Below are 20,102 nucleotides of genomic sequence, written 5' to 3' on the forward strand. Positions count from 1 at the left end.
CGTCGCCTCGTCCCGTTTCTCCATCGCGACAGCGACGTCTTACGACTCGCACAGTTGCACTCGCGTCTTACTTCATACAGGCGTAGCCGGGCTAAGATATCGATGCTCCAGTGACAGCGTCCGGATCGGACGTATTTAATAAAAAACGTCATACTATGCCATAAAAAAGAAAACCTCCCTGATATGAAGGGAGGGGGAAGAGCTTGAATTAAAGATCTTCTGGAGTTATATCGGAGAAGTCGAAATCTTCGTCAACTTCTGGAGTATCTGAAGTATCCGTAATATCGCTATCCTTTATCTCAATGCCCATCTCTGAGAGCATATCAATATCATCGAAATCAAATTCTTCAGCTGCCACTGCAATCTGAGAGATACCCTCCGTCTTGAAACGAATTTTTTGTTGCTTCTTCATAAACTCTTCGTATTCTTCTACAAGACCGATTGAAAGCCTTGTAGGAAGAGCTTCTGCTTTATAGAAGGTATAAATTGTTGCGTTATATTGATTATGTTCATTCAAGAAACCAGAGAAAATTGTCCCTTGGAGTGGCAATCTGCTGCTAATCTCCTCCTTGGCATCATCAATAAAAGAACTGCCGATATGATTTAACTCAGGAGGAATAATGGCTAACAGTCCAACATGAAATACTTTTGCATAGGATTTGGTTTCCTCGTTTTCAGTTTCTTCTTCAAGTCTAATCGGATCGTGGAAATTGTTCGATTCCAGAGAGGACAAGAATAATTGCTTTAATTCAGTAGCATTTGTTACAGTCTTTGCGTTTTGCTCGACTCTATTAAGAATAAGGCAGCCATTGTGCTCCATAATAACACGTCTGAAATCATTTGAATCTATCGTAACCGAGGTCCCGCCAATATTTGATCCAACGTTGATTTCATGGAAGATGCTTGAAAGTTCGGCATTGGCAAAATCGCGGTAATTGTTATATCTTCCATCACTTGAAATGCTTTGAAACCGATCATAAAACATTTGATTATCTGCAAAAATAGTAAATGCTATACCCTTAGTTTTGTTCTTAGTTATTTCCCATATTTTTGACGCAAATGAGCTTACCTGCCTTAAAACATCAGGTCCGTCACTGCGCGTTGGAATCGTGACAATTACGCCTACTTTCTTATACTTGTGTCTTACTTGTTGAAATGCCTCTACCTGGTACTTTCTTACATTGCGAGAGAATTCCTCGTGTCCAACATTCTCTTTAATCTCAAGCAACTTGGCTTTCAGCAAACTATTGTTATGATGATCATGAAACTCTTCTATTGCTTTAATAATTGTTGAGGTTCCGGAACCACCACCAAGACCTGCAATAAACAAAGTCAATTCATCAGTCGGTTTTACTTTATTACGTATGAAGTCTCGCAAAATGGCACGAGCGTTTTCATTCTCCTCAAGCACGCGTAACCCTTTCTCCGGATCTTTGCCCATCCCGCCTAGTTTCAATGAAACACGATTTTCCAACGGGATATGTTTTAGTTCCGCCAAATCTCCATCATTTGAATTTAGAGCATGAGTTACATAAACTGTTTTTCCGTCAGCAGTCTTAAATCCGGCAAACTTATCAGCAATCCTCGATCCTGCCTGGCCAAAACCTACTACCGTGGTAGCGATAGAAGGGAGGGCTCTTCTGAAATCCATTGAAACATCTCCTTTTCATTGTTTATTGCTCTTTCTTTCTACGAACAATTTCTTTTGCGATTTGCCGACCTCTACGTGAAATATATATAAGCTTAGAAGGGGGAACGCTAACAAAATAACAAAGGGACATCTTAAGTAATGTATCCGTTATTCGTTCAACGTGCTTTCGATCGATATTCGTTTTTTCAATATTGAACTTTTTGGATTTATTCTTTTTTTGCTGGACACGTCTTTCTAAAACAATTGAATCAGCAAGTCCTTTAATCGAGATACCAGACATGACCTCTTCGTCCTTATTAATATCAGCGTGTTTAGCGATATGTAATAGAACACGTTTTAAAGGGAGGTCAGTTTCTACGATGTCAGTTAACATAGCTACTTGTTGTTCGCTTAAATCAACATCACTGTATTTCTGATTGAGATACGCATCGATGGATACCACCCCCTTATCAATTCTAGTTTCTCATTAAGTTTCTACAATATAAATTATAATCGAAATTGTATCGGAATAGCAATAAATCCCCTTTTGTTCTAGGGATTTTTTATAGTTACTACGTTTTTTATTCTGAATAGATACTATATATTATTTTGAACAATTTTTCATTATTTTCACACAAACGTCATCCAGTTATAACCATTCCCTATAATCCATCAGAATTTTTGTTAAGTTTGATAGTGATACTCATGTATTTCAGAATCAATAGTTACTATTAATTATCCCTTAATTTTATTGAGTTAATTGCACTTTGATGTGCATAGTTTCTAATCAAGATACTTATTTGAAGTTATCAGGGAAGAAAAATGTAATAAATATGATATTCAGTTTTGAAACTTTCATTGTGATTCAAGAAACATATGAAGTCAGAATGAAAGGCAATGGGGTTGTGCCGATCAGTCTGATCATAATTAGACCTCTATATCCAAGTGTTCATTATCAAAATAATAGATCTCTTACGAAACTCAACTCGCTCCCCAATTCGCTGTTAATAGAGAAGACAGACCTCTCTACCAATGTAATATCCGTAATTTTACATTCATCCGGAATTTAGAGGAAAACTAGTGTTATGACAAAATGACAAACTGGGATTTCAATAAGTGCAAATAAAATCGCTCGTTTACAGAACAGTATGAATTCTTAGTTCACATATTCGTATGTCCAGCATCTGAACTTGCGTGAGTTATTGTTGACCCATTTCAACACCTCTATTCTCAAAGACTCTGGCACTCTAATAGCTAACAATTCAAGAAACCATCTTGACGCTCAATTCAGAAGTTAAACAGATCAAGCAATACTGTTGAACACTTATATTTGAAAAAAATATTTATTATTTTTATTGCCTTTCTTATTGCTTGTTTTTCCCTTCCCTAAAACCACTGTCAATCCCATATATATCAAGGGCTGATAGCTTTAATTGAACTTACAATATGCCGATACTTTTCTGCTTTAATTTTCCTTACCTGTTTTTCTATCTGTAAAGCGCAACTAATTAGGAATCCCCAAAGGGATAAGGTTAATAAAGAAAATAGTTTCGGTTGAACCAAAACTAAGACAAAGAAGGGAGCGGCTAGGAGCAATATACACAATCCGACAATTATTTGCTATTTTAGGCTGTAGGTAATATTAACCATGTCTAATTGAGGAGGGTGGTGTACAGGTTTGTCAAAAGATGAAGCGTTAGGCTCAAACGAAAATGAATCATTGTCCCCAAGTAGTTTTTCTGATTCGAAGTCCAAATTACCTAAAGCGGACCATGCTCTCTCGTATCCAGAAATGAAAGATGCGCGGTCGGCAAATACGTTCATGATCCATAACGGAACCGCTTCCCGCTCCGGGGGAAAATCCCCATTTGGGATCGACGATATTCCACTTGGGGGGCACACCCCAAAAGGGAACGATTTACCAGTAGGGGACCGACGTCCCCATCCGGGGACAAAGATGATGAGGACTGGGAGTGGGATATCAAGCTGCGGGTATCCCGTCGAGCGCTGCTGAAAGAGGAAAGGGATCTGAAGTGGCAAATTATTGACACCATTCACACGCCGGATGAACGTGTCGTAGCCAAGATCGTAGCCAAGGCGCCTGGCAAGAACAGCTATCTGATTCAAGTCGTATCCAGCGGGATTGTGATCATCGGAAATCTGCAAAAGCCGCTCAGCGAACAGTACCGGTATTCCAATCTGCCGCAAGGACTGACTGTTCAAGCCGTTATTCAGAGTTTGGATAAAGAGAATCAAAGAGGAAAAGCGCGGATTTTCCGACTTAACCCAACTGCAAATCAAGCTGGCGGACGATATGGAAGCTTCTAAACTTTCCACTGGGGAGACGGCAGCCCCAGTGCTGGATGAATCCCGTATTTGGCGGGCGAGGGATGGCAACATCCCTCTGCTTGATCATCCAGCGCTGATTTATTCCGCGCATAAATGGGAGCGCCCTCCTATGATCAACATCGATATGACTATGCGTAGGCTTCAAAATGGGGAGATCGGCCCTCCCGATCTTACACTTACGCGCATTCTGCTTTCCTGGCGCTGCCTCACCGAGAGACAGCTCCGTTACTTGGCACGGCATTACTTCGCAAAAGGCCATGAAATTGCTTCCCGGCTTCGGCTGCTGCAGAAGGTTGGTTGGTTTGACGGGTTTTACATCGAGACGCCAGAAGGGAAGCGGGAATACATTTGGATGCTCGGTCTGGCTGCCTTCCAATATTACGATTTGATTGAGGGTATCGAGGGACTTCAGGATCCCATTTCCTTAATGCGCTACAAAGATAACCCTATAGCGATGTCCGCAGTCAACGAGTTCCGATTGCAGTTGGAGGAGCGGGGCCGATTACCGGCTGCTTCCTATGCTCCGGTATGGCGAAAGGGAGATGAACCCCGGCCATATATGGTTATGAAGGTACAATCAGAGCAGGGGCCACTGACGCTTTACGTGGAGCGGTTATCGCAAAAAGGCAAACCACTCAGCTTTATGCGCAAAAAGATTGAAATGTACGAGGCTATGCTAGCGCAGAACGACGGCAAGCTACCGTCTGAAGACGGCGGCGCGGCCATGGTTGTTTGGAGTGTGGGGAGTCTGCAGGCAATTGAAGAGATTGTCGGGAGTATGGACTACATTCCGGAATCGTTCTTTCAAGCCTTCTTGGTAGACGAATGCTTAGAAAATTTCCCCCATGCCTTTTTCCTAGCTCAGAAGGGAAGACGAGTCGGCGAAGTAAACCTCCAGCCCCTGCAAATGGATCTGCTCTAGGCCCAACAGGGGCTTTTAATTAAGGGTCTATAGGAAAGGAAGTATCTAGCAAGACAAACTAGCACTATATTCCGAAGGTGGAGACATGAAGAACGTAAAATTGATAGTTACAATTGATGAAAAAATTGAGTTGTTGAACAGGCACCAGGAGAAGAGAAATAAAGAAAGGCGGTAAGTAGCTTGAATGATCATTACCGTATTGTACTTGGATTACAGGATGAGAGACTTAACGCCATTACTAAGACGGCCTTGGAAGAAGATCTAGTAGGACAAGTCGTCGGGATCGCGCTCACGCGCAAGAACATCGTTCCGCGCGTTATGGAGCATGGCGCCAACATGATCATTGTCGCTGACGAGCTCATTGGGGACACGGAAACCGACGACGAATGGCTGGATTTGATCGAGGAGCTTAGGCGGTATGATTTTCATATCCGAATCGTGTTCCTCTGCACCCGCTCCGTGGATGATCTCTTTCTCAGTAAACTGGTGCTTTCCAACGTAACGGATATATTCCATGAGGGGAAGCTCCCGAAAGGGTGGACCACCCAGCTCAGGCAAGCTCCGAAATACGAAAACACCGAGTTGTTTCGGAATAAATCAGACGCAATCGCGGACGATTTACGAAAGCGAAAAGCCAAACAGAAGGGAACCCCTGAAGAGATCCTTCAGCAGCCGCTTATACCGCAAGCAGCAAAGCAGGCACCTCCTGGCGCAGAATCCACGCCTGCAGCGGAACCTCAGGTTATCACTGAGGTTCGCACGGAAGTGAGAACGGAAGTTCGGATAAAGAAAGAAACGGAATACATCTACGAGCAAATAAAGATTAGCCCAAAAAGTGTTGCCGTCGTTTCCTTGTTCGAGGGAGCTGGATCCTCTACGCTCACACGCTTACTGGCCGAAGAAGCAGCTGCGCTAGACGTGGAAGTCGGTGTGATGGAAGCAGCTTCACCGCCGGCCGCTTGGATGCAAATAATGAATGCTTATGATTTAGTCGAGCAGATCCGCAATCAGAGCAAAGGTAAGCGATGGCAAAGTTGGCATTCCGCCTTGTTAGATATGGATGCTGTCCCTGCTTGGGAAGACGCGCTCAGGATACAGGGCGTACGCTATATTCTGCGAGATCCGGACGTAGAACTGCACAATTGGACTGAGACAGAAACAGCGGAGCTCCTGACGTACAGTAAAAACGTCTCGCTCCTGTTCTCGGATATCAGCACGGCCTATCATGACCCCAGAGAACAAATTATATTGAAAAGTGCAGATATCATTCTTGCCGTCGGGAACTATGACGCGATGCGGCTCGCGCGCGGCCGCCAGAAGTACGAATCCTTTTTGAGCAAATATGGGGAGAAGACCCTATTGGTTATGAATAAGAGTACGCCGCGGTTGGAGCGGGCACACAGCCCCGTGATAAGAAATAAATACGCTCATCGCAAGCTATTTCATATTCCGGTAATGAATGTATTTTTGGAGACCTATATGGACGGCGAATCATTTTGGACGAGCGGTTATGTGAGGGATGAGACGCGTCAGGAAATGCGGGAGAGGGCACATGAGATGCTTCGGGCGATTTTAGGTGATGAAGTCTTGAAAAAACTGAAAGCTCGCCGGCGCGGCGGTCTGATAGACCGCATTATGCGGTACTTCAAGGATTCAGATTCGGATATCGAAGCCGACGAGGGAACGGCATAGCACATGTCTAACGGCAAATAATACCGTGCATCGATGCCAGGAATAAATGAAATGGGGAGATCAACGATGAACATTAACAATCCGATGCATGTGGGGCAGTTTGCTGCATAGGGTTCTCAAAAGTCGATCCTAAGGAACCCTTACATATACTACGCAATGGAAAACCCTATTTTAGAGGATTTAGACGAAAAACCCAAGAGCAGCGAGATCAAATGGGCCGCTTCCATTACGGATTGCCTCAGCGCGAGATGAAATATTTCAATACGCTCTTATTTCACATTTTGGCATTGTCGCGTTGAATCCCGCTTCGGATCGGATCATTTCATAGAGGTTGCATTCCAGGGGGTGGATGTCATAACCATTAAAACTGTACCTGTATATAAGCACTTATGTAGATTCTTTGAAACACACCCGATGATTGCCGAAGTGACTTACGTAATGAACTTCTTAGCTTTATGTGCCTCAGCTGCCTCCATTTTTATCTTCGGAGGTATCTGGGTCATGTTTTCGCATTATAGTCTAGTAGCCTTACTTGTCCTCAAACCATTATGGATGAGCATTATTCTTTTTCCAGTATTCGTTATTCTACTCGAATTGAGTGGAAAGGGGGCGTCACAGTATGACCAGAGTTAGGATTCTCCGGCTGTTTAAGATTCAAAGCATCCGGAGCAATCCGATGCGGTAGTCGGGCTGACAACGGGATCTGAATAAACTTAATTGTGGTGCAACTCACTCCAAGCGTATTATGGAAACGAGAGGGTTAGAGATGAAGTTCATTCCTAAAGAAGCAATTCTACCTTTATTTTTAACCTATGTCATGTTAGGAGGTTTCTTGATAATCCTGTTTGCAATTGAAAAGTGGAAAAAGTAATCCTGCTTGTTATAGGAAAATGGAAAAATATTGAGGTGTCAGGCCCATTAACACCCCCTGAAGCTGAGAAGCAAACTAGGATATTGCTCAAGAAGATAGTATCTAGTGATTATTTTTAGTGGGGAAGATGAAGAACAATAGCCTTTGGGCTGAAATTCACATCATCGTCCGTTTCCTGAATAGGAATACGCCTTTCCCGGCCTCATTAGTATGGATAAAAAAACGAACAGGCAATACATCCAATCAGGCAAACCACTAGGAGGAAACAAATTGCATCCTGATAACGATAAGTCAATCTTCGTTTCCAGCATGGTGCTTAAAATAGCAATTCCACTTTGTGGAATTCCCGTGCTATATTTAATCGTTGATTTTCTGTTTTTGTTTGAGTTTCCACCGTTGCTCCAGATGCTCATTTTGTCGCTGCTCACACTGATGATCGTTATGTATACGGCAAGGCAGCTTCGTTCATTTCGTTTCATTTGCTCGCTTATCGGCGAGCTAAGAGAGACATCAAAACCAGAATCTTTATACCCCGATATCATACAACAAAAGTTGAAGGCAGCGGATCGGGATTACTATCTCTTTCTTGCTTTTGGTTTTTTGACTCTCTGGGTGATCGGAAGTGCGATTACTAGCTTTGAAGAAAAGACATTACTCGTTTTCTATTCACTGGCCAGTGCCTTTGTACTGTGGTTGGGCCAGTTTTACAGAGAAAAGTACCATTTACACGTAAGTGCCCTGGAGCACAGCTTACGAGAAACCATGGTTGATCAACGGAAGCGGGATAATCACTTCTAGAATCGTCCTGAAGACTCATTTTGCGAAGGAGTGAGCAAATATGCACAAGGTGAGGGCGTTTATAAAGGAAACAGAAGAAATTTTAATCGATTCTACAATCCCGAGGGAAATTAGGGGGGAGAGCCTTAGATCAATTACGTGAAACAATTCGTCACACACGTGAAATGAATAAAAAATCTGTGTGTGATTCGGGCAGGATGCAGATCTTCATTGAAATATTGAAGATACCGGAAAAGTTGATTGAGATAGAATTGAGTGAATACGGTACAGGTGGAACACCGCTTGCACCTTTCCCTTTTTTCTTGGTAAAAGTCGATGGATATGGGGATGTGTATTATATCACATTTCATAAATACCCCGAAGCATATATGACAGAGGGGAAAAGAAAGTATACCGTTAATCAGTCTCTCATTAATGAATGGATTCATGAGGGTTATTCCTGGGTCCATGTAGAAGACCGTGATGTCCTTTCTTATGAAACGATCGAAGTTGTCCCCCGTCTCAATAATTACAATTTTTTATATAGCAGCGATGTCTCTAGAGAGCACATACTTGATTTTCCGCATGTTTTTATTCGAGAATCGAATGATTGAATATACGTTGTTCCGCAGAACGACCCATTTTGTTCATCTAAAAGGAAAGAAAATAACGAGCAACTGCAACTCGCATGGTGCTCCGGGTGAAGCCCGGCTTTGCGATCAGCAGTGCTAGCGATGGCGGCATCGCTAGCAGATGTAGGTCGCGCTCCTGGTTCGCTCGGCGCCGTCGACGTCTGGCACGATCGGCGCAAACCGAACCCGCGCAGGCGATGAAGACAGCCGACCAGCTGTTGTTTTTCACTCCTGGTTCTACCCCGCTGTCAGCACAGTTCAATCGCACGCCACCGGAGACGACAAACGTGCGAAAGTGGAATTGAAGCCTTCAATATGAACAAACGAGGAGATAACGATGCAAACCAATCAAGAAATGATGGAAGGTTCGAGGAAATACATTCTTGTCATGAAGGTTTATGACCGCAAACGAGTTTTATTCTGGGACTTCCTAAAGTATCGGGGGGATTCAGTTTTACTTATTAAGTCTGATTCATCAGAGAAAGCAGAGGCAATTGGAAATCAAGTCGTTGATGAATTCAACGAGAAACAGTCCGTTAGAAAAATCTCTAAGTTGTTGGATCTACATAAACTAGAAATCTACGGCACAGTCGAAGAAGATTACCGAACAAAGAACTACCTCAATCACGGTCTGTAGGTGTAAATCTAGATTGTCGGCACGAACAGCAGGTGCCGGGGCCGGCAACCGGCCAAGCATCTTCAGTTACGCACCCTGGTTTGTTCGACTGAATCCCGGTTTTACGAATGACACGCTGTCGGCTGGTCGGAGTAGACAAGGTTATTTTAAGAGCGCGTATCATGGGGACTTCTTGGATCCGATTTATGACAGCTTCACTTTGATGCGGGCCGCAAAACCTGATTGACAAATCGCTTAATGTGATTTCCTATTTCCCCCCGCATTACCTCTCTGGTCATCCCAAAACGATCCTCGTAACCCCGGCAGACATACTTATGATAAAAGATGTCATCTTGGGTCTCCTCTGTCAGTAGCCTAATGTTTTGCTGGCGCAACTGGCGCCGCAAATTGAACATCTCAAGCGTGACATGATCCATCACTACTCGAAGAAATTGTGCCATCACCTTGTGCAGTGTCATTTCAGAACGTTCTACCTCGTCATGGGCGCGCTGAAGCATTGTCATTAAGTGCGGCAATAGAATTGTGTCCCTGATCCAGAGCAGCTCTTCCGAATTTGGCTTACCTGATCTCTTAGTCAGATCACGCTGCTCGTACTTTGCTGTATGATCAGTTAGGAGCATCTTAACACCCCATCGACCATTACCTTCAAGTTTTTTGCTCACTTGTAATGCCCCCCAATTTGTCCGGCACGTTCTCGTACAATACTTGCCTCCTGCAGAGAGGAAGCGGGTATTATCGCGGCAGTACCGAAGCGATCTTTGATTACATCTGTTACATGTTCCAAGTCTTGCATCTTAGCCCGATCTTCAAATAAGGTGAGTTGCGTTGCGTCGGCCTCTCTAAGCTGCGTAAGAGAAACGTATAGATAACAGACAGGCATTCCTTGCCAATGCGTCCTGAAGAGCCTTAGTGCGGCTTTTGCGAGCTCACGAGTCAGGTTTGTGGCATGTGGCAACGTAGTTTGACGACCGAAGCGGGCTGCCCATGAGCCATCCGTTTCTCCGAGTTCAACGGAAACAGTTTGCCCTTGCTTTCCCTTTTGCCGTGCCCGGCGACAAACCCCAGCAGCGAGCTCATGGAGGACAAGCTCGATGTCAAGTCGCCTATAATATAAACTCGCCCGAAGTGTCTTACCGTGTGATATTGATTTGATCTCGTCTCGAATCGACGAAACGACTGGAGAATCATCAATTCCCCAAGTCATTTCCCAATAATAACGGGCCTGCACATCTGCCTTACGGCCCATCCTCAGACGCATTCTTTTCTTGAACTCGTCTAGTGACAACTTCGCAATATCCTCGATTCTATACATTCCCATCGCTTGAAAATGTGCCGACATCTTATCTGCTACCATGAATAGCTCTTGTACCTGTCGAGGCCAAAGTTCTTGCTCCAAGTTATCGAACCCCAACCGAAATAAACCCGAATCTGTTTTTTTTGCGTAATTGTTGACCATTTTTGCAAGGATTTTCGTAGGTCCAATGCCAATTCGAGTCCAAACGCCGGTGGACAGAAGTATTTCCGATCGAATTTGCTGTGCAAGATCCTCAACAGAATCATAACGTTTTAAAATCCCAGTAACATCCATAAAGCTCTCATCGATACTAAATACCTCAACAAGATCCGTGTAAGTCTCTAAAATACGAGTAATCTCCAAGGATATTGTGATGTATCCCATCATCCGAGGTCGAATAATTGTGAGTTGAGGACACTTGGCCAATGCTGAAAAGTTACGATCAGCAGTTTTGACACCAAAGGACTTGGCAAGTGGGCATGCGGCCAGGATTATTCCGGACCGGCGGACGGGATCGCCAACGGCGACAGGGAGATTGCGGTATTCTGGATGAGCGGATTTCTCGACTGAAGCGTAAAACGACTGGCAGTCCACAAGGAAGATTGTGCGTTCAGGAGGCATGCACGATCACCGGCTGCGCCGCCAGAATCCGCTCGACAGTGAATCTTCTCGGCCCAATGCAGGACGTATCGAAAGCATATACCATCCCCGCATCGATGCGGAATACCCGTATCGTCCGTTTGCTGATCCGATCCTTCTTGTCCATATATACGATCTCAACCGTCCGACCAATGTACTTGGAAATGTACATCTTAATCGCCTCCATAGAACGTACGTTCTTACTATTTATATAACACGAACAAGTGTTCTATTCAAGTGGAATAAAAAACAGCCCTAATCATATAGATTTTGTTCAAGCCGTTTAGCACGTTGAAAAAGAAGTTGTATTAAGGTCAAGTTCCTTATTAGATGAGATTATGTTAAACTGATGGAAATTACCGCTATTAGCGATTACTAACAAGGGAAACACTCTATCGAGTGCTGCCGGCTTTTTACAGCCTGGTGCCGAGAGAGTGTTTTTTTGCAGTCATAAATAAAGTGTATACTTAAGTTTATTGAGTAATTACTTTATTATTGTTATAATACGTACAGTAAGTATCGATTTACCAAAAAAAGGAGAAGGAGTGATTCCGGTGGATAGACAAGCAAAACAAGCTATATTGGATGTACTTAACAGCCTGGAAGTGATTTCACATCAGGATGGTGAAATGGCGAATGCATTTGTGAGGAATACCCCTGAAAATGTCGCGGCACTTAATAGCGTTGGTATTTCAGTTGAAACGATAAAAAAACATGGCGACGACGAAATATTCTGTATTTTCAGTATCGCAGCTGACCTAGAAATTGCAGACTATAACCGGGGCGAGAAATTGTATTTGTTCGGCCCGGTTGATGATGAACTACGTAATCGCGTAATTGACGGAGAAGGCGACGCCATTGATGCTGAGCGCCTCCTTCGTCTGCTGGAGCCTGAACTTTTTGATTAAGTTGTACATAGCACGAAGATTCTGTGCAGGAGGAAGATGTAGAGACTTAGGATCCATCCCTTTTTCGCACCGCGCGCTGGGAACTGCTCGCGGTGCTTCACTGCATGACTGTGGTCAGTTGATCACATGTATTAAAACTAGGAGGGAAATCGATGAAAAAGAATGATGTTAACAAGAAGATTAAGGAATTGGAGAAATCACTTAAAGCGGCTCGCGATGCAGCCAAATGCTTGGCAATAAACCTTGACGCCAAGGATTCAAAACAAGAACTGTGGGCCTCACTAGTTGCATTGGAACACATCGACTATGCGCTCGATCGGCTTGAGAAAAGAGACTCTATTAGAGTTGTAGTATGATCAGGCTCAAGTTTGAGGAAAAAACGGGAGCGGGTGTACAGAACCAATGTAAGCTTCTTGGTACACTTAAGCAGTAAAGCGTTGGATAGATACGATCAAGTATGAGAGGAACATGTATATCATGAACTTCTTCCGAAAGATTCCGCACCAGTTTTTTCTATTTTACTTTTTAAATATTTCCGCACTGGGTCTTGTTGGGTCTTTCTTAAATCCTTATAAAAAGTCCTTCTTATGCTTGATCGCTTTGGGACTTCTTTCATTTTCCCGAGCTCGTTCTAAAAAGAATAGGCTAAAACCCATGAAATGGCTTTTACTATCATTCCTTTGCGGTGCGCTGACAATTTCCTTTTTTATGAACAATAAACTGTAGAGATGGGAGGCATTTGTTTTGAAAAAATGGTCGATTGGTGTCATGGTTGTATTCCTTATCCTGACGGGTTGTTATGTTGTGCCGGTTGAACCGTTGTACCATGAAGAAGGGATAACCAGCCAGGAAGTTTACGAAGTCAAAGGGATGCTGCTGGAATCATACGAAGAGACGCTAGCAGCATTTAAGGGTGAAAAGTCGGAGAAGTCGTCCCAGGAATTGATCGAGGAAATTGCAACGAAAGTTAAAGGAGATACGCCGACTATCCCTGCTGATGGAACCTACATGGTATTGTCTTGTTATGACGGAGACACATGTACGATTCAGAATGGTAAAAGACGTGAAGCGGTCCGCCTGCTGAACATCGACGCGCCTGAGATCAAATCAAAGGATCGTTTCGCAGCGGAGGCGCGAGCGTATCTAAGGAAGCAAGTGGTAAAAAAGAAAGTGATGATTGAGTTCGGTCTGGGTAAGGATCGAACTGGACGCGACAAATATGGGCGATTGCTTGGATATTTCTTTGTTAATGGCAACAGCATCAACGAGCAGATCGTTAGAAATGGCCTAGCGCGCGTTGCCTACGTTTTCGAGCCGGACACAAAATATGCCGAAGACTACCAGAAGGCCGAAGCAGAAGCTGAGGATGAACAAATTGGCATTTGGAGCATTACGGGATATGTCACAGATAACGGTTTCGACCGATCAAAATAAGGTCTATCATTCAAATGTGGGGATGTGTCAGGATGTACAAAGGGTATATGGACAAGTACGGGCGATATTATAGTCCTGTTACTCTCAAAGAAGCGAAGGAGATTTACGACTACTGCCAGTTGCAGAAACATTTCCATTATGAGATTAGAATTGTTGAACCAACGGACGACGCTATCGTTGTCCAAGTGATCGAAGGAATGTTTGTGTTTCCAGAAGAATGGAAGAGGTATAATACTGTGTAGATCATAGCAGAACGAGCGGGGGTAGGTGAAAGTTCAAAATGGAACATGTCATAAATTGGGTTACCGACGATTCGTTTCATTCACATTTAGGTGCTATTTTTGTGGGGGCTGCTTTCCTGGCTATACTGAAGCATTCAAAAGCCTTAGTGAAGAAAAGGCTCGAACGTAATGTTCTAAAAGTCATCATGGTAATACTCATTGTTGGAATTTCATTGTTAATGGATAGAGGCTTTAGTTACCTACTCGCTGTCCTAGTTATATTCATTATTGTATTTTCCAACGGAAACTTCGGGGTGAAGAGTAAAGAGGAGCCGTGACGGGTCACGGAAATCACGATCATGATCATATCCATGTGCTTTTCAAGGCGCATCCAAACACGGAACTTTCCAGATTTATCAACGCCTATAAGAGTGCCAGTTCTCGTCTTATTAAGAAAGACTTTCCCGTTGTAAAAAAGAATTTGTGGAAAGAACATTTCTGCTCGCAAAGCTACTGCCTGATTACCGTGGGCTGAGCGCCTCTGGAAGTATTGAAAACCTATATTGAGAATCAAGGGAAGGAGGCGAAATCCCAATGATCCGATGTGTCAAAGCAGCGTTTCGAACTTCTAAAGCCGATCTGGATAGACTGTTTGCGTGCAACCGGGTATCCGCAGAAATTTGGAACCAATATCTATCTATTGCAAAGAACTATTCCCTGCAGCACAATGGAAGCTGGATTGGAAAAACAGAACTTCAAACCGCATTGAAAAATCAATTCCCGTTGCACTCGCAGTCTGTACAGGCTGTTTGTCATAAATATTTATTTGCCAGAGACAGCGCAAAACAAGCTAAAAACCAAGGCGTGAATACGAAATACCCCCATAAAAACAAGAAGCACTTCAACACGAAATGGGTAGACAAGTCGTTCAAAATTGAGGGGAACACGATACAATTAAGTCTAGGTATCCAAAATGGCAAGCGCCAGCAACCGATTCAGATCATTGTTGCCGACTTGCCCGATGCAGAAATCAAAGAAATAGAACTTGTATATGACCGAAAACTGATGGTTTCCATGATCTATGATGACGGGAAAATTGCTGCGTTAAACGATGGCAGCGAGGTTGCAGGAGTTGATCTGGGTGAAATCCACTCCATCGCGGCAACGACCACCGCAAACAAGTCGATCATCATCACGGGAAGAAAAGCAAGAAGTATTCACCGGTTCCGAAACAAGAAGCTGGCCGAGCTCCAGAAGCTCATGAGCAAATGCAAAAAGGGCAGCCGGCAATGGAAAAAGTACAACAGAGCCAAAACTTACATGCTCAGCAAAAGCGAGCGCCAACTGAAAGATATCATTCATAAAACGACCAAGCAATTTGTTCAATGGTGCACGCAAAATGACGTAAAAGAAGTTGTTATTGGCAAAGTGGAAGGCGTACAACGCAACACGAAAAAGAAGAAAAGAAAGAACGTAACGCAAAAATTATCCAATTGGAGTTTCGGCAAAATCGAGAAACAGCTGGGCTACAAACTTGAAGAACATGGAACAAGCGTAAAGACGATTGATGAAAGCTATACGAGTCAACAATGTCCTTGTTGTGGTAGAAGAAAAAAGACTTCTACAAGAAATTACAAATGTTCCTGCAGCTACAAAGAACATCGGGATATTCACGGGAGCAAAGGGATTTTGTCCAAATATCTGCATGGAGATATCCGATATTTGGGCGAAACGAAATCGATCAAGTATCTACGGATCGCTTAGTATAGCGAAAAGTAGTAGATGGTGAGTTCCCACCCACTTGCAAAAGTGTTGCTTACTGAACCACACTGTTAGATTTCCGCTGCTGGCAGCGAAAGCAAGTAGTCAACCTATTTGTTTGCAGAAAGTAACGGTGTGACTGGTAAGAAACTTCTACTTCTAAGCGAAGCGTAAGTAGGGGAGGTTCATGTAACCTAAACTGTCAAATGATTTTGGTAATTGCACATAACGAAGACTTTGTTGAGTAGGACTACTGAGAATGATACACTTTCGTTAGTAGCAGCTGTGCGGATGGAAGGGTGGACAATATGCAAGTTTGGTTTGACCCTGGATTGTCCTTCGGGAAGATGGTCAAACGAATACGGAGAGGGATCGACGGTTTGACGCAAAAGAAACTCGCGGAGCTCCTCGGGGTGACTGATGCTTACATCAGTCGGCTTGAGGCGGATAAGGATTCTGTTCCAACTGAAGAAATGATTATTAAGTTAGCTTCTGCGCTTGGAGTCAATAAATATCATTTGGTGTTGGCATCTGGGCGGATCCCCACAGACTTTCATCAAGTGTTCATTGAACACCCAGAGCTGCTCGAAGAGATTATCAAACGAATACCGGATTGATTCAGGGGCGTACTAAGCTGCGTCCTTTTTATGTCCGGGAAAACCGGGTTGGTATCATTCAAGACGGGAACTTGTTTATCTTATTGTTTCTTTTTTAAATCTGTTTTAAATGTTATATACCTTGTTAAGCGATGGCTGATCGTAGACGAGAGTAAGTGAGATATGGCCTGATGTCCGGTATAATGGGGTCAAATAGCCGGAAAAACGGGGCGAGATGTCCGGTAGATAAGGGTGGAAAGTCCGATCATTTGGGGCGAGATGTCCGATCAATGATGGCCTATTGTCCGCATAAACGGGGTCATGTCCTGAAAGAAAGGGTGACATGTCCGGAAAATAGGGGTCATTAGGGCTTGTATGCATCAGAGTGACTGAAAAAATGTACACGGAAGCGGGATTAATAATCGAATGTCCGGGTAAAAGGGGTTGAAATTACTTCATTCTGCTTCCCTCATTGGGTTGTAAGATTATATTCAAAGTCCAACCTTCGTATGCAGCCCTGTTTATCCGGACATATGAGTGGTAGCCGTTCGTTATGCTCCCTTCAACCCCCATTGACCGGACATATGAGATGTTCATTAGAACACGAAAAAAATTTTTGCCCTGTTTTTCCGGACATATCGGAATGTCATTAATTCCACTTCTGCCATTTGCCTTATGTTTATCAGGAGTCCAGATCTAAGAAAAGAGGATATCAGCCCCGTTTATCAGGACATATAGTCGTATGTGTCTGTGGCCCGATTTTTCTCTATTACAAGCTTGGAAAGATTGAGGTATAGTAGGGAAAGAGGTGTTGCGTATGCAAGATAACATACCTTACGAAACCGAATTTGAGGATGATGGTCAAATGGCGCTTGTCGTGCCAGAATACGAAGCACAAATCAAAGACTACTATTGGATCAATCAGTCCAAAGAGATCATAAACTCGCAACAGGATCTATCGCTAATGGAACGCCGACTGATATACTCGTTGGTTTCGTTGGTCCAGCCTGACGATGAAGAATTTAAAACGTATACAGTCCAAATCAAAGATTTGGCCAATCTGCTAGGGGTAGTCGAAAAGTCATTTTATGAGCGCGTTGAGAAGACGATCGACCAGCTGCAGAGTAAGCAGCTCGTGATTGAGAACAACTCGATTAAACAGAAGATAACCTGGGTACAGAGCGCGACTTATGTTAAGGGCGAAGGCAGGGTTAAAATAAAACTATCCGAAGATCTCGCCCCGTTTTTCCGGAACTTGAAGCGCGCATACACGAAGTATCGCATCAAGAATGTGCTAAAGCTTCGCTCAGAATACTCCTGGCGGCTCTATGAGATTCTAAAGGAACGGGAGTTCCGGAAGGAACGCGTGATCAAAATAGCGGAGCTGCGTTACTTGTTAAATATTCCGGACGACAAGTACAAAATGCTTAAGCATTTACGCGAGTTGCTAGATAGCGTTCAGAAAGAGTTGGAGGAAAAGACTGATATCACATTTTCGTACGATGTACATAAGCGTGTTGGTCGATCGGTAGAATCGTTCATTTTCCAGATCAGCCGGAACGGAAAAAATATTCAATCTGAGCAAGACATGGCCAATTACGACGCAGAGAATGTATTTAATCTTCTTGTCCAAAACGGCGTTCACCGGAAAAAGGCGATTTCGCTTGCGAAACTGTACCATCCCTTTTATATCGAGGAGAATGTTAGGCATGCACTGCAACTGAACAAAGGGCAATCTATTCTAAACTTGGCCGGGTACATCATTAAGGGCATCGAAGATAATTATGCTAACTCAGTACACGATATGCCGCTGGATGATGCGCTCTTTGGGATGGAGCTCCGAAACGTCGAAGAAAATTTGGCAGATCAGACTCGTGAGGAACTCAGCCAATTCAAAGAGATTATTGAGAACTATAAAGATTTGATAAACCGCGGGGTTTACAGTAAGGTCGAAGAATTAACTGAACTTGCTGAATCTAGGGATCAAATGTTGCTCCAGAACTTGGAGGTTATTCAGAAGAACAGAAAAAAAACGAAACGGCCGCCGCTTCTGATGGAGGATCTCGCTCACGATCCATACTTAAAGAAAGTGTACGAGTTGTGGCTAGAAAAGCAGACCGACTTTTAGTACTCTATAGATCTGTTATGACACTCTGCTAATGCTTGCCGGCAATTTCCCTCTATGGTATATTAATCCTAGTTCATATTCTTTCCAACATTTCTCACAAGTAATAAACCCTATGGGTGGTTTGCCATATGAGTAGCTCCTGTGGAGTTATGAAGTGGTTACCTCCCATTGGGTTTTTTTAATTACCCTTACTGTCTTATGGAAAGAAGAACAAAGGTTTCATGCATGCAAAATGGATGGAACACTAGAGGAAAGATCAAAAAATTATTTTAAATAGGAGGATCAGTCATGAAAAAATTACTTATGCTTATTATTTCAATTTCATTGGTACTGACGGCTGCTAGTTCCGTAGCTGCAGCGACATCCAAATTTAAGGATGTTATGGCAAACCACTGGGCAAGCAATGCAATCAACGAGGCAGCTCAGAAAGGATTTATCAAAGGTTACCCTGATGGTACCTTCAAGCCAAGCAACAATATCACTCGCGCAGAGTTTGCATCTCTACTGGCCAAGATATCGGGTCTTGTTGGAGAGCCGCATCAGAGCAAGGAAGTGTTTTCAGATGTACCATCTTGGGCCAAGGAAGCTGTCGATAATCTTGTGGAAGCGGGATATATCGATCGGAACGACTACAAGAAAAAGCCTAAGGCTACAGAAGCTATCTCTCGATATGAGATGGTGAAGTGGATGGTCACTGGGTTAACGATTGCTGAGCCGACCTATAAGCAGGCCTTGGATGAAACAAAGGGAACGCTCGTCCCCTTTACCGAATACTATAAGAGCGGCATACCTGCAGACAGAATACCTTATGTGGCTGTTGCAAGAGGCACGCAGTTAACCGTTGGGCTCCCAGATGGATCGTTTGGGTTTGATAATCCTACGACAAGGGCTGAAGTAGCCGTCATCATTAACCGTTATCTCAAACTGCTTAGCAAACAGGCAGACGACTTTAAGGAATTGAGCGAACTACGAGAAGTCGGGAAGACGGGGACAAACATGATGACTTTCGGGGCGAAAGTGGCACTTCTTAATACCAAACCTCAATTCTTTGAAAATATTGTCGGCAAGGACATTAAAACGAAAACTGGTGGCAACGTGAAAGTACATCGCTTTATCGTGACGGATAATTCGATTTCAAGCACACCAGTTGGTGTTTATGCGCCGATGTTCATTGATGACGAAATGAAAAGTCATCCAAACGCCTATGCTGTTTTCATAGAAATCTCCTTCACGCCTGCCACCGATACGATGGACAAGTTGATCTTTTTAAGTGAAGTCCCGTATATCACGAGTGACTCTCTAAGGGGGAAATTAATTGAACACTATGGGTATCAAACTATTCCTACGTTTGACAAGGCAAAAGAGAAAAGGTTCTGGGTTAAGCAGTACGTCATGAAAGACTACATTTGGATCGATATTAATGCTAAGGACGGATCGTTTTCATCTTTTCGACTAATGTAGTTTACTCAGAGAGGGCGCTACAAAGCGTCCTCTTTATTTTGTTGAACGAGTGTGTCCAGCAAAGCACGGAACTTCGAAAGTCCGATTGTGGGAGGTAGGCAAGCAAGCCACCCTCCGCATAGCTTGAATATTCCCGGATCGTCGTCAAAA

At 43.6% G+C, this 20,102-nt stretch carries 18 protein-coding genes and 1 pseudogene; 13 read left to right on the plus strand and 6 right to left on the minus strand.

Annotated elements, in window-relative coordinates; all coding sequences use genetic code 11:
- Positions 1-208: 208 nt before the first annotated feature.
- From B0G52_RS24790 to B0G52_RS24800, 3 genes are all read right to left on the minus strand, one after another.
- The gene (locus B0G52_RS24790; protein ID WP_094048259.1) at positions 209-1,651 is read right to left on the minus strand and encodes a hypothetical protein; all 1,443 of its coding nucleotides are present in this window, start codon (positions 1,649-1,651) and stop codon (positions 209-211) included.
- Between the two features lie 22 nt (positions 1,652-1,673).
- Positions 1,674-2,093, minus strand: a complete 420-nt coding sequence (locus tag B0G52_RS24795; RefSeq protein ID WP_094048261.1) for a hypothetical protein — start codon at positions 2,091-2,093, stop codon at positions 1,674-1,676.
- Between the two features lie 1,157 nt (positions 2,094-3,250).
- Positions 3,251-3,967: a hypothetical protein gene (locus tag B0G52_RS24800; RefSeq protein ID WP_143762633.1), complete on the minus strand. Its 717-nt coding sequence runs from the start codon at positions 3,965-3,967 to the stop codon at positions 3,251-3,253.
- A gap of 121 nt (positions 3,968-4,088) precedes the next feature.
- On the opposite strand from B0G52_RS24800, the gene B0G52_RS24805 reads away from it, so the two are divergent.
- The 5 genes from B0G52_RS24805 (at position 4,089) to B0G52_RS24825 (ending at position 9,510) form a co-directional block, all read left to right on the plus strand.
- Positions 4,089-4,901: a hypothetical protein gene (locus B0G52_RS24805; RefSeq protein WP_094048266.1), complete on the plus strand. Its 813-nt coding sequence runs from the start codon at positions 4,089-4,091 to the stop codon at positions 4,899-4,901.
- 180 nt (positions 4,902-5,081) lie between these two features.
- Positions 5,082-6,593 (plus strand): hypothetical protein, encoded by a 1,512-nt coding sequence (locus B0G52_RS24810; protein ID WP_094048268.1) that lies wholly within the window; start codon positions 5,082-5,084, stop codon positions 6,591-6,593.
- Between the two features lie 1,141 nt (positions 6,594-7,734).
- Positions 7,735-8,262 carry a hypothetical protein gene (locus B0G52_RS24815; RefSeq protein ID WP_094048270.1) on the plus strand — a complete coding sequence of 176 codons (528 nt, stop codon included), beginning with the start codon at positions 7,735-7,737 and terminating at the stop codon, positions 8,260-8,262.
- Positions 8,263-8,426: 164 nt separating this feature from the next.
- The gene (locus tag B0G52_RS24820) at positions 8,427-8,855 is read left to right on the plus strand and encodes a hypothetical protein (RefSeq protein ID WP_143762634.1); all 429 of its coding nucleotides are present in this window, start codon (positions 8,427-8,429) and stop codon (positions 8,853-8,855) included.
- A gap of 355 nt (positions 8,856-9,210) precedes the next feature.
- On the plus strand, positions 9,211-9,510 hold the full coding sequence (locus B0G52_RS24825; RefSeq protein ID WP_094048274.1) for a hypothetical protein: 300 nt from the start codon (positions 9,211-9,213) through the stop codon (positions 9,508-9,510).
- Positions 9,511-9,704: 194 nt separating this feature from the next.
- Here the strand turns inward: B0G52_RS24825 and B0G52_RS24830 are convergent, their stop codons facing one another.
- Genes B0G52_RS24830 through B0G52_RS24840 form a run of 3 tightly spaced genes read right to left on the minus strand, consistent with a single transcriptional unit; the run spans position 9,705 to position 11,615 of the window.
- Positions 9,705-10,172 carry a YhjD family protein gene (locus tag B0G52_RS24830; RefSeq protein WP_094048276.1) on the minus strand — a complete coding sequence of 156 codons (468 nt, stop codon included), beginning with the start codon at positions 10,170-10,172 and terminating at the stop codon, positions 9,705-9,707.
- Entirely contained in the window at positions 10,169-11,425 is a 1,257-nt protein-coding gene (locus B0G52_RS24835) for a DNA polymerase IV (RefSeq protein ID WP_094048278.1), read from the minus strand. Before B0G52_RS24835 ends, B0G52_RS24830 begins: the two co-directional genes overlap by 4 nt.
- Positions 11,415-11,615, minus strand: coding sequence for a hypothetical protein (locus tag B0G52_RS24840; RefSeq protein ID WP_094048280.1), 201 nt, complete (start codon positions 11,613-11,615; stop codon positions 11,415-11,417). The genes B0G52_RS24835 and B0G52_RS24840 overlap by 11 nt, the downstream gene beginning before the upstream one ends.
- A gap of 382 nt (positions 11,616-11,997) precedes the next feature.
- Between B0G52_RS24840 and B0G52_RS24845 the strand changes: the two genes are divergently transcribed.
- The 8 genes and pseudogenes from B0G52_RS24845 (at position 11,998) to B0G52_RS24890 (ending at position 19,952) form a co-directional block, all read left to right on the plus strand.
- Positions 11,998-12,351: a hypothetical protein gene (locus B0G52_RS24845; RefSeq protein ID WP_094048282.1), complete on the plus strand. Its 354-nt coding sequence runs from the start codon at positions 11,998-12,000 to the stop codon at positions 12,349-12,351.
- 152 nt (positions 12,352-12,503) lie between these two features.
- Positions 12,504-12,707 carry a hypothetical protein gene (locus B0G52_RS24850; RefSeq protein ID WP_094048284.1) on the plus strand — a complete coding sequence of 68 codons (204 nt, stop codon included), beginning with the start codon at positions 12,504-12,506 and terminating at the stop codon, positions 12,705-12,707.
- Between the two features lie 388 nt (positions 12,708-13,095).
- Complete coding sequence (locus B0G52_RS24855; RefSeq protein WP_094048286.1) at positions 13,096-13,785, plus strand: thermonuclease family protein; 690 nt, start codon at positions 13,096-13,098, stop codon at positions 13,783-13,785.
- 570 nt (positions 13,786-14,355) lie between these two features.
- Positions 14,356-14,541, plus strand: a pseudogene (tnpA, locus tag B0G52_RS24870) (IS200/IS605 family transposase); the annotation flags it as partial.
- 59 nt (positions 14,542-14,600) lie between these two features.
- Positions 14,601-15,770, plus strand: a complete 1,170-nt coding sequence (locus B0G52_RS24875) for an RNA-guided endonuclease InsQ/TnpB family protein (RefSeq protein ID WP_094048292.1) — start codon at positions 14,601-14,603, stop codon at positions 15,768-15,770.
- Positions 15,771-16,114: 344 nt separating this feature from the next.
- A complete protein-coding gene (locus tag B0G52_RS24880) occupies positions 16,115-16,384 on the plus strand; it encodes a helix-turn-helix domain-containing protein (RefSeq protein WP_255407510.1) in 270 nt (89 codons plus the stop codon).
- A 796-nt stretch (positions 16,385-17,180) separates the two neighbouring features.
- Positions 17,181-18,491, plus strand: coding sequence for a replication initiation protein (locus B0G52_RS24885; RefSeq protein ID WP_094048296.1), 1,311 nt, complete (start codon positions 17,181-17,183; stop codon positions 18,489-18,491).
- Between the two features lie 288 nt (positions 18,492-18,779).
- A complete protein-coding gene (locus B0G52_RS24890; RefSeq protein WP_094048298.1) occupies positions 18,780-19,952 on the plus strand; it encodes an S-layer homology domain-containing protein in 1,173 nt (390 codons plus the stop codon).
- Positions 19,953-20,102 lie beyond the last annotated feature (150 nt).

The sequence above is a fragment of the Cohnella sp. SGD-V74 genome (assembly GCF_003001675.1).
Lineage (GTDB): Bacteria > Bacillota > Bacilli > Paenibacillales > Paenibacillaceae > Cohnella.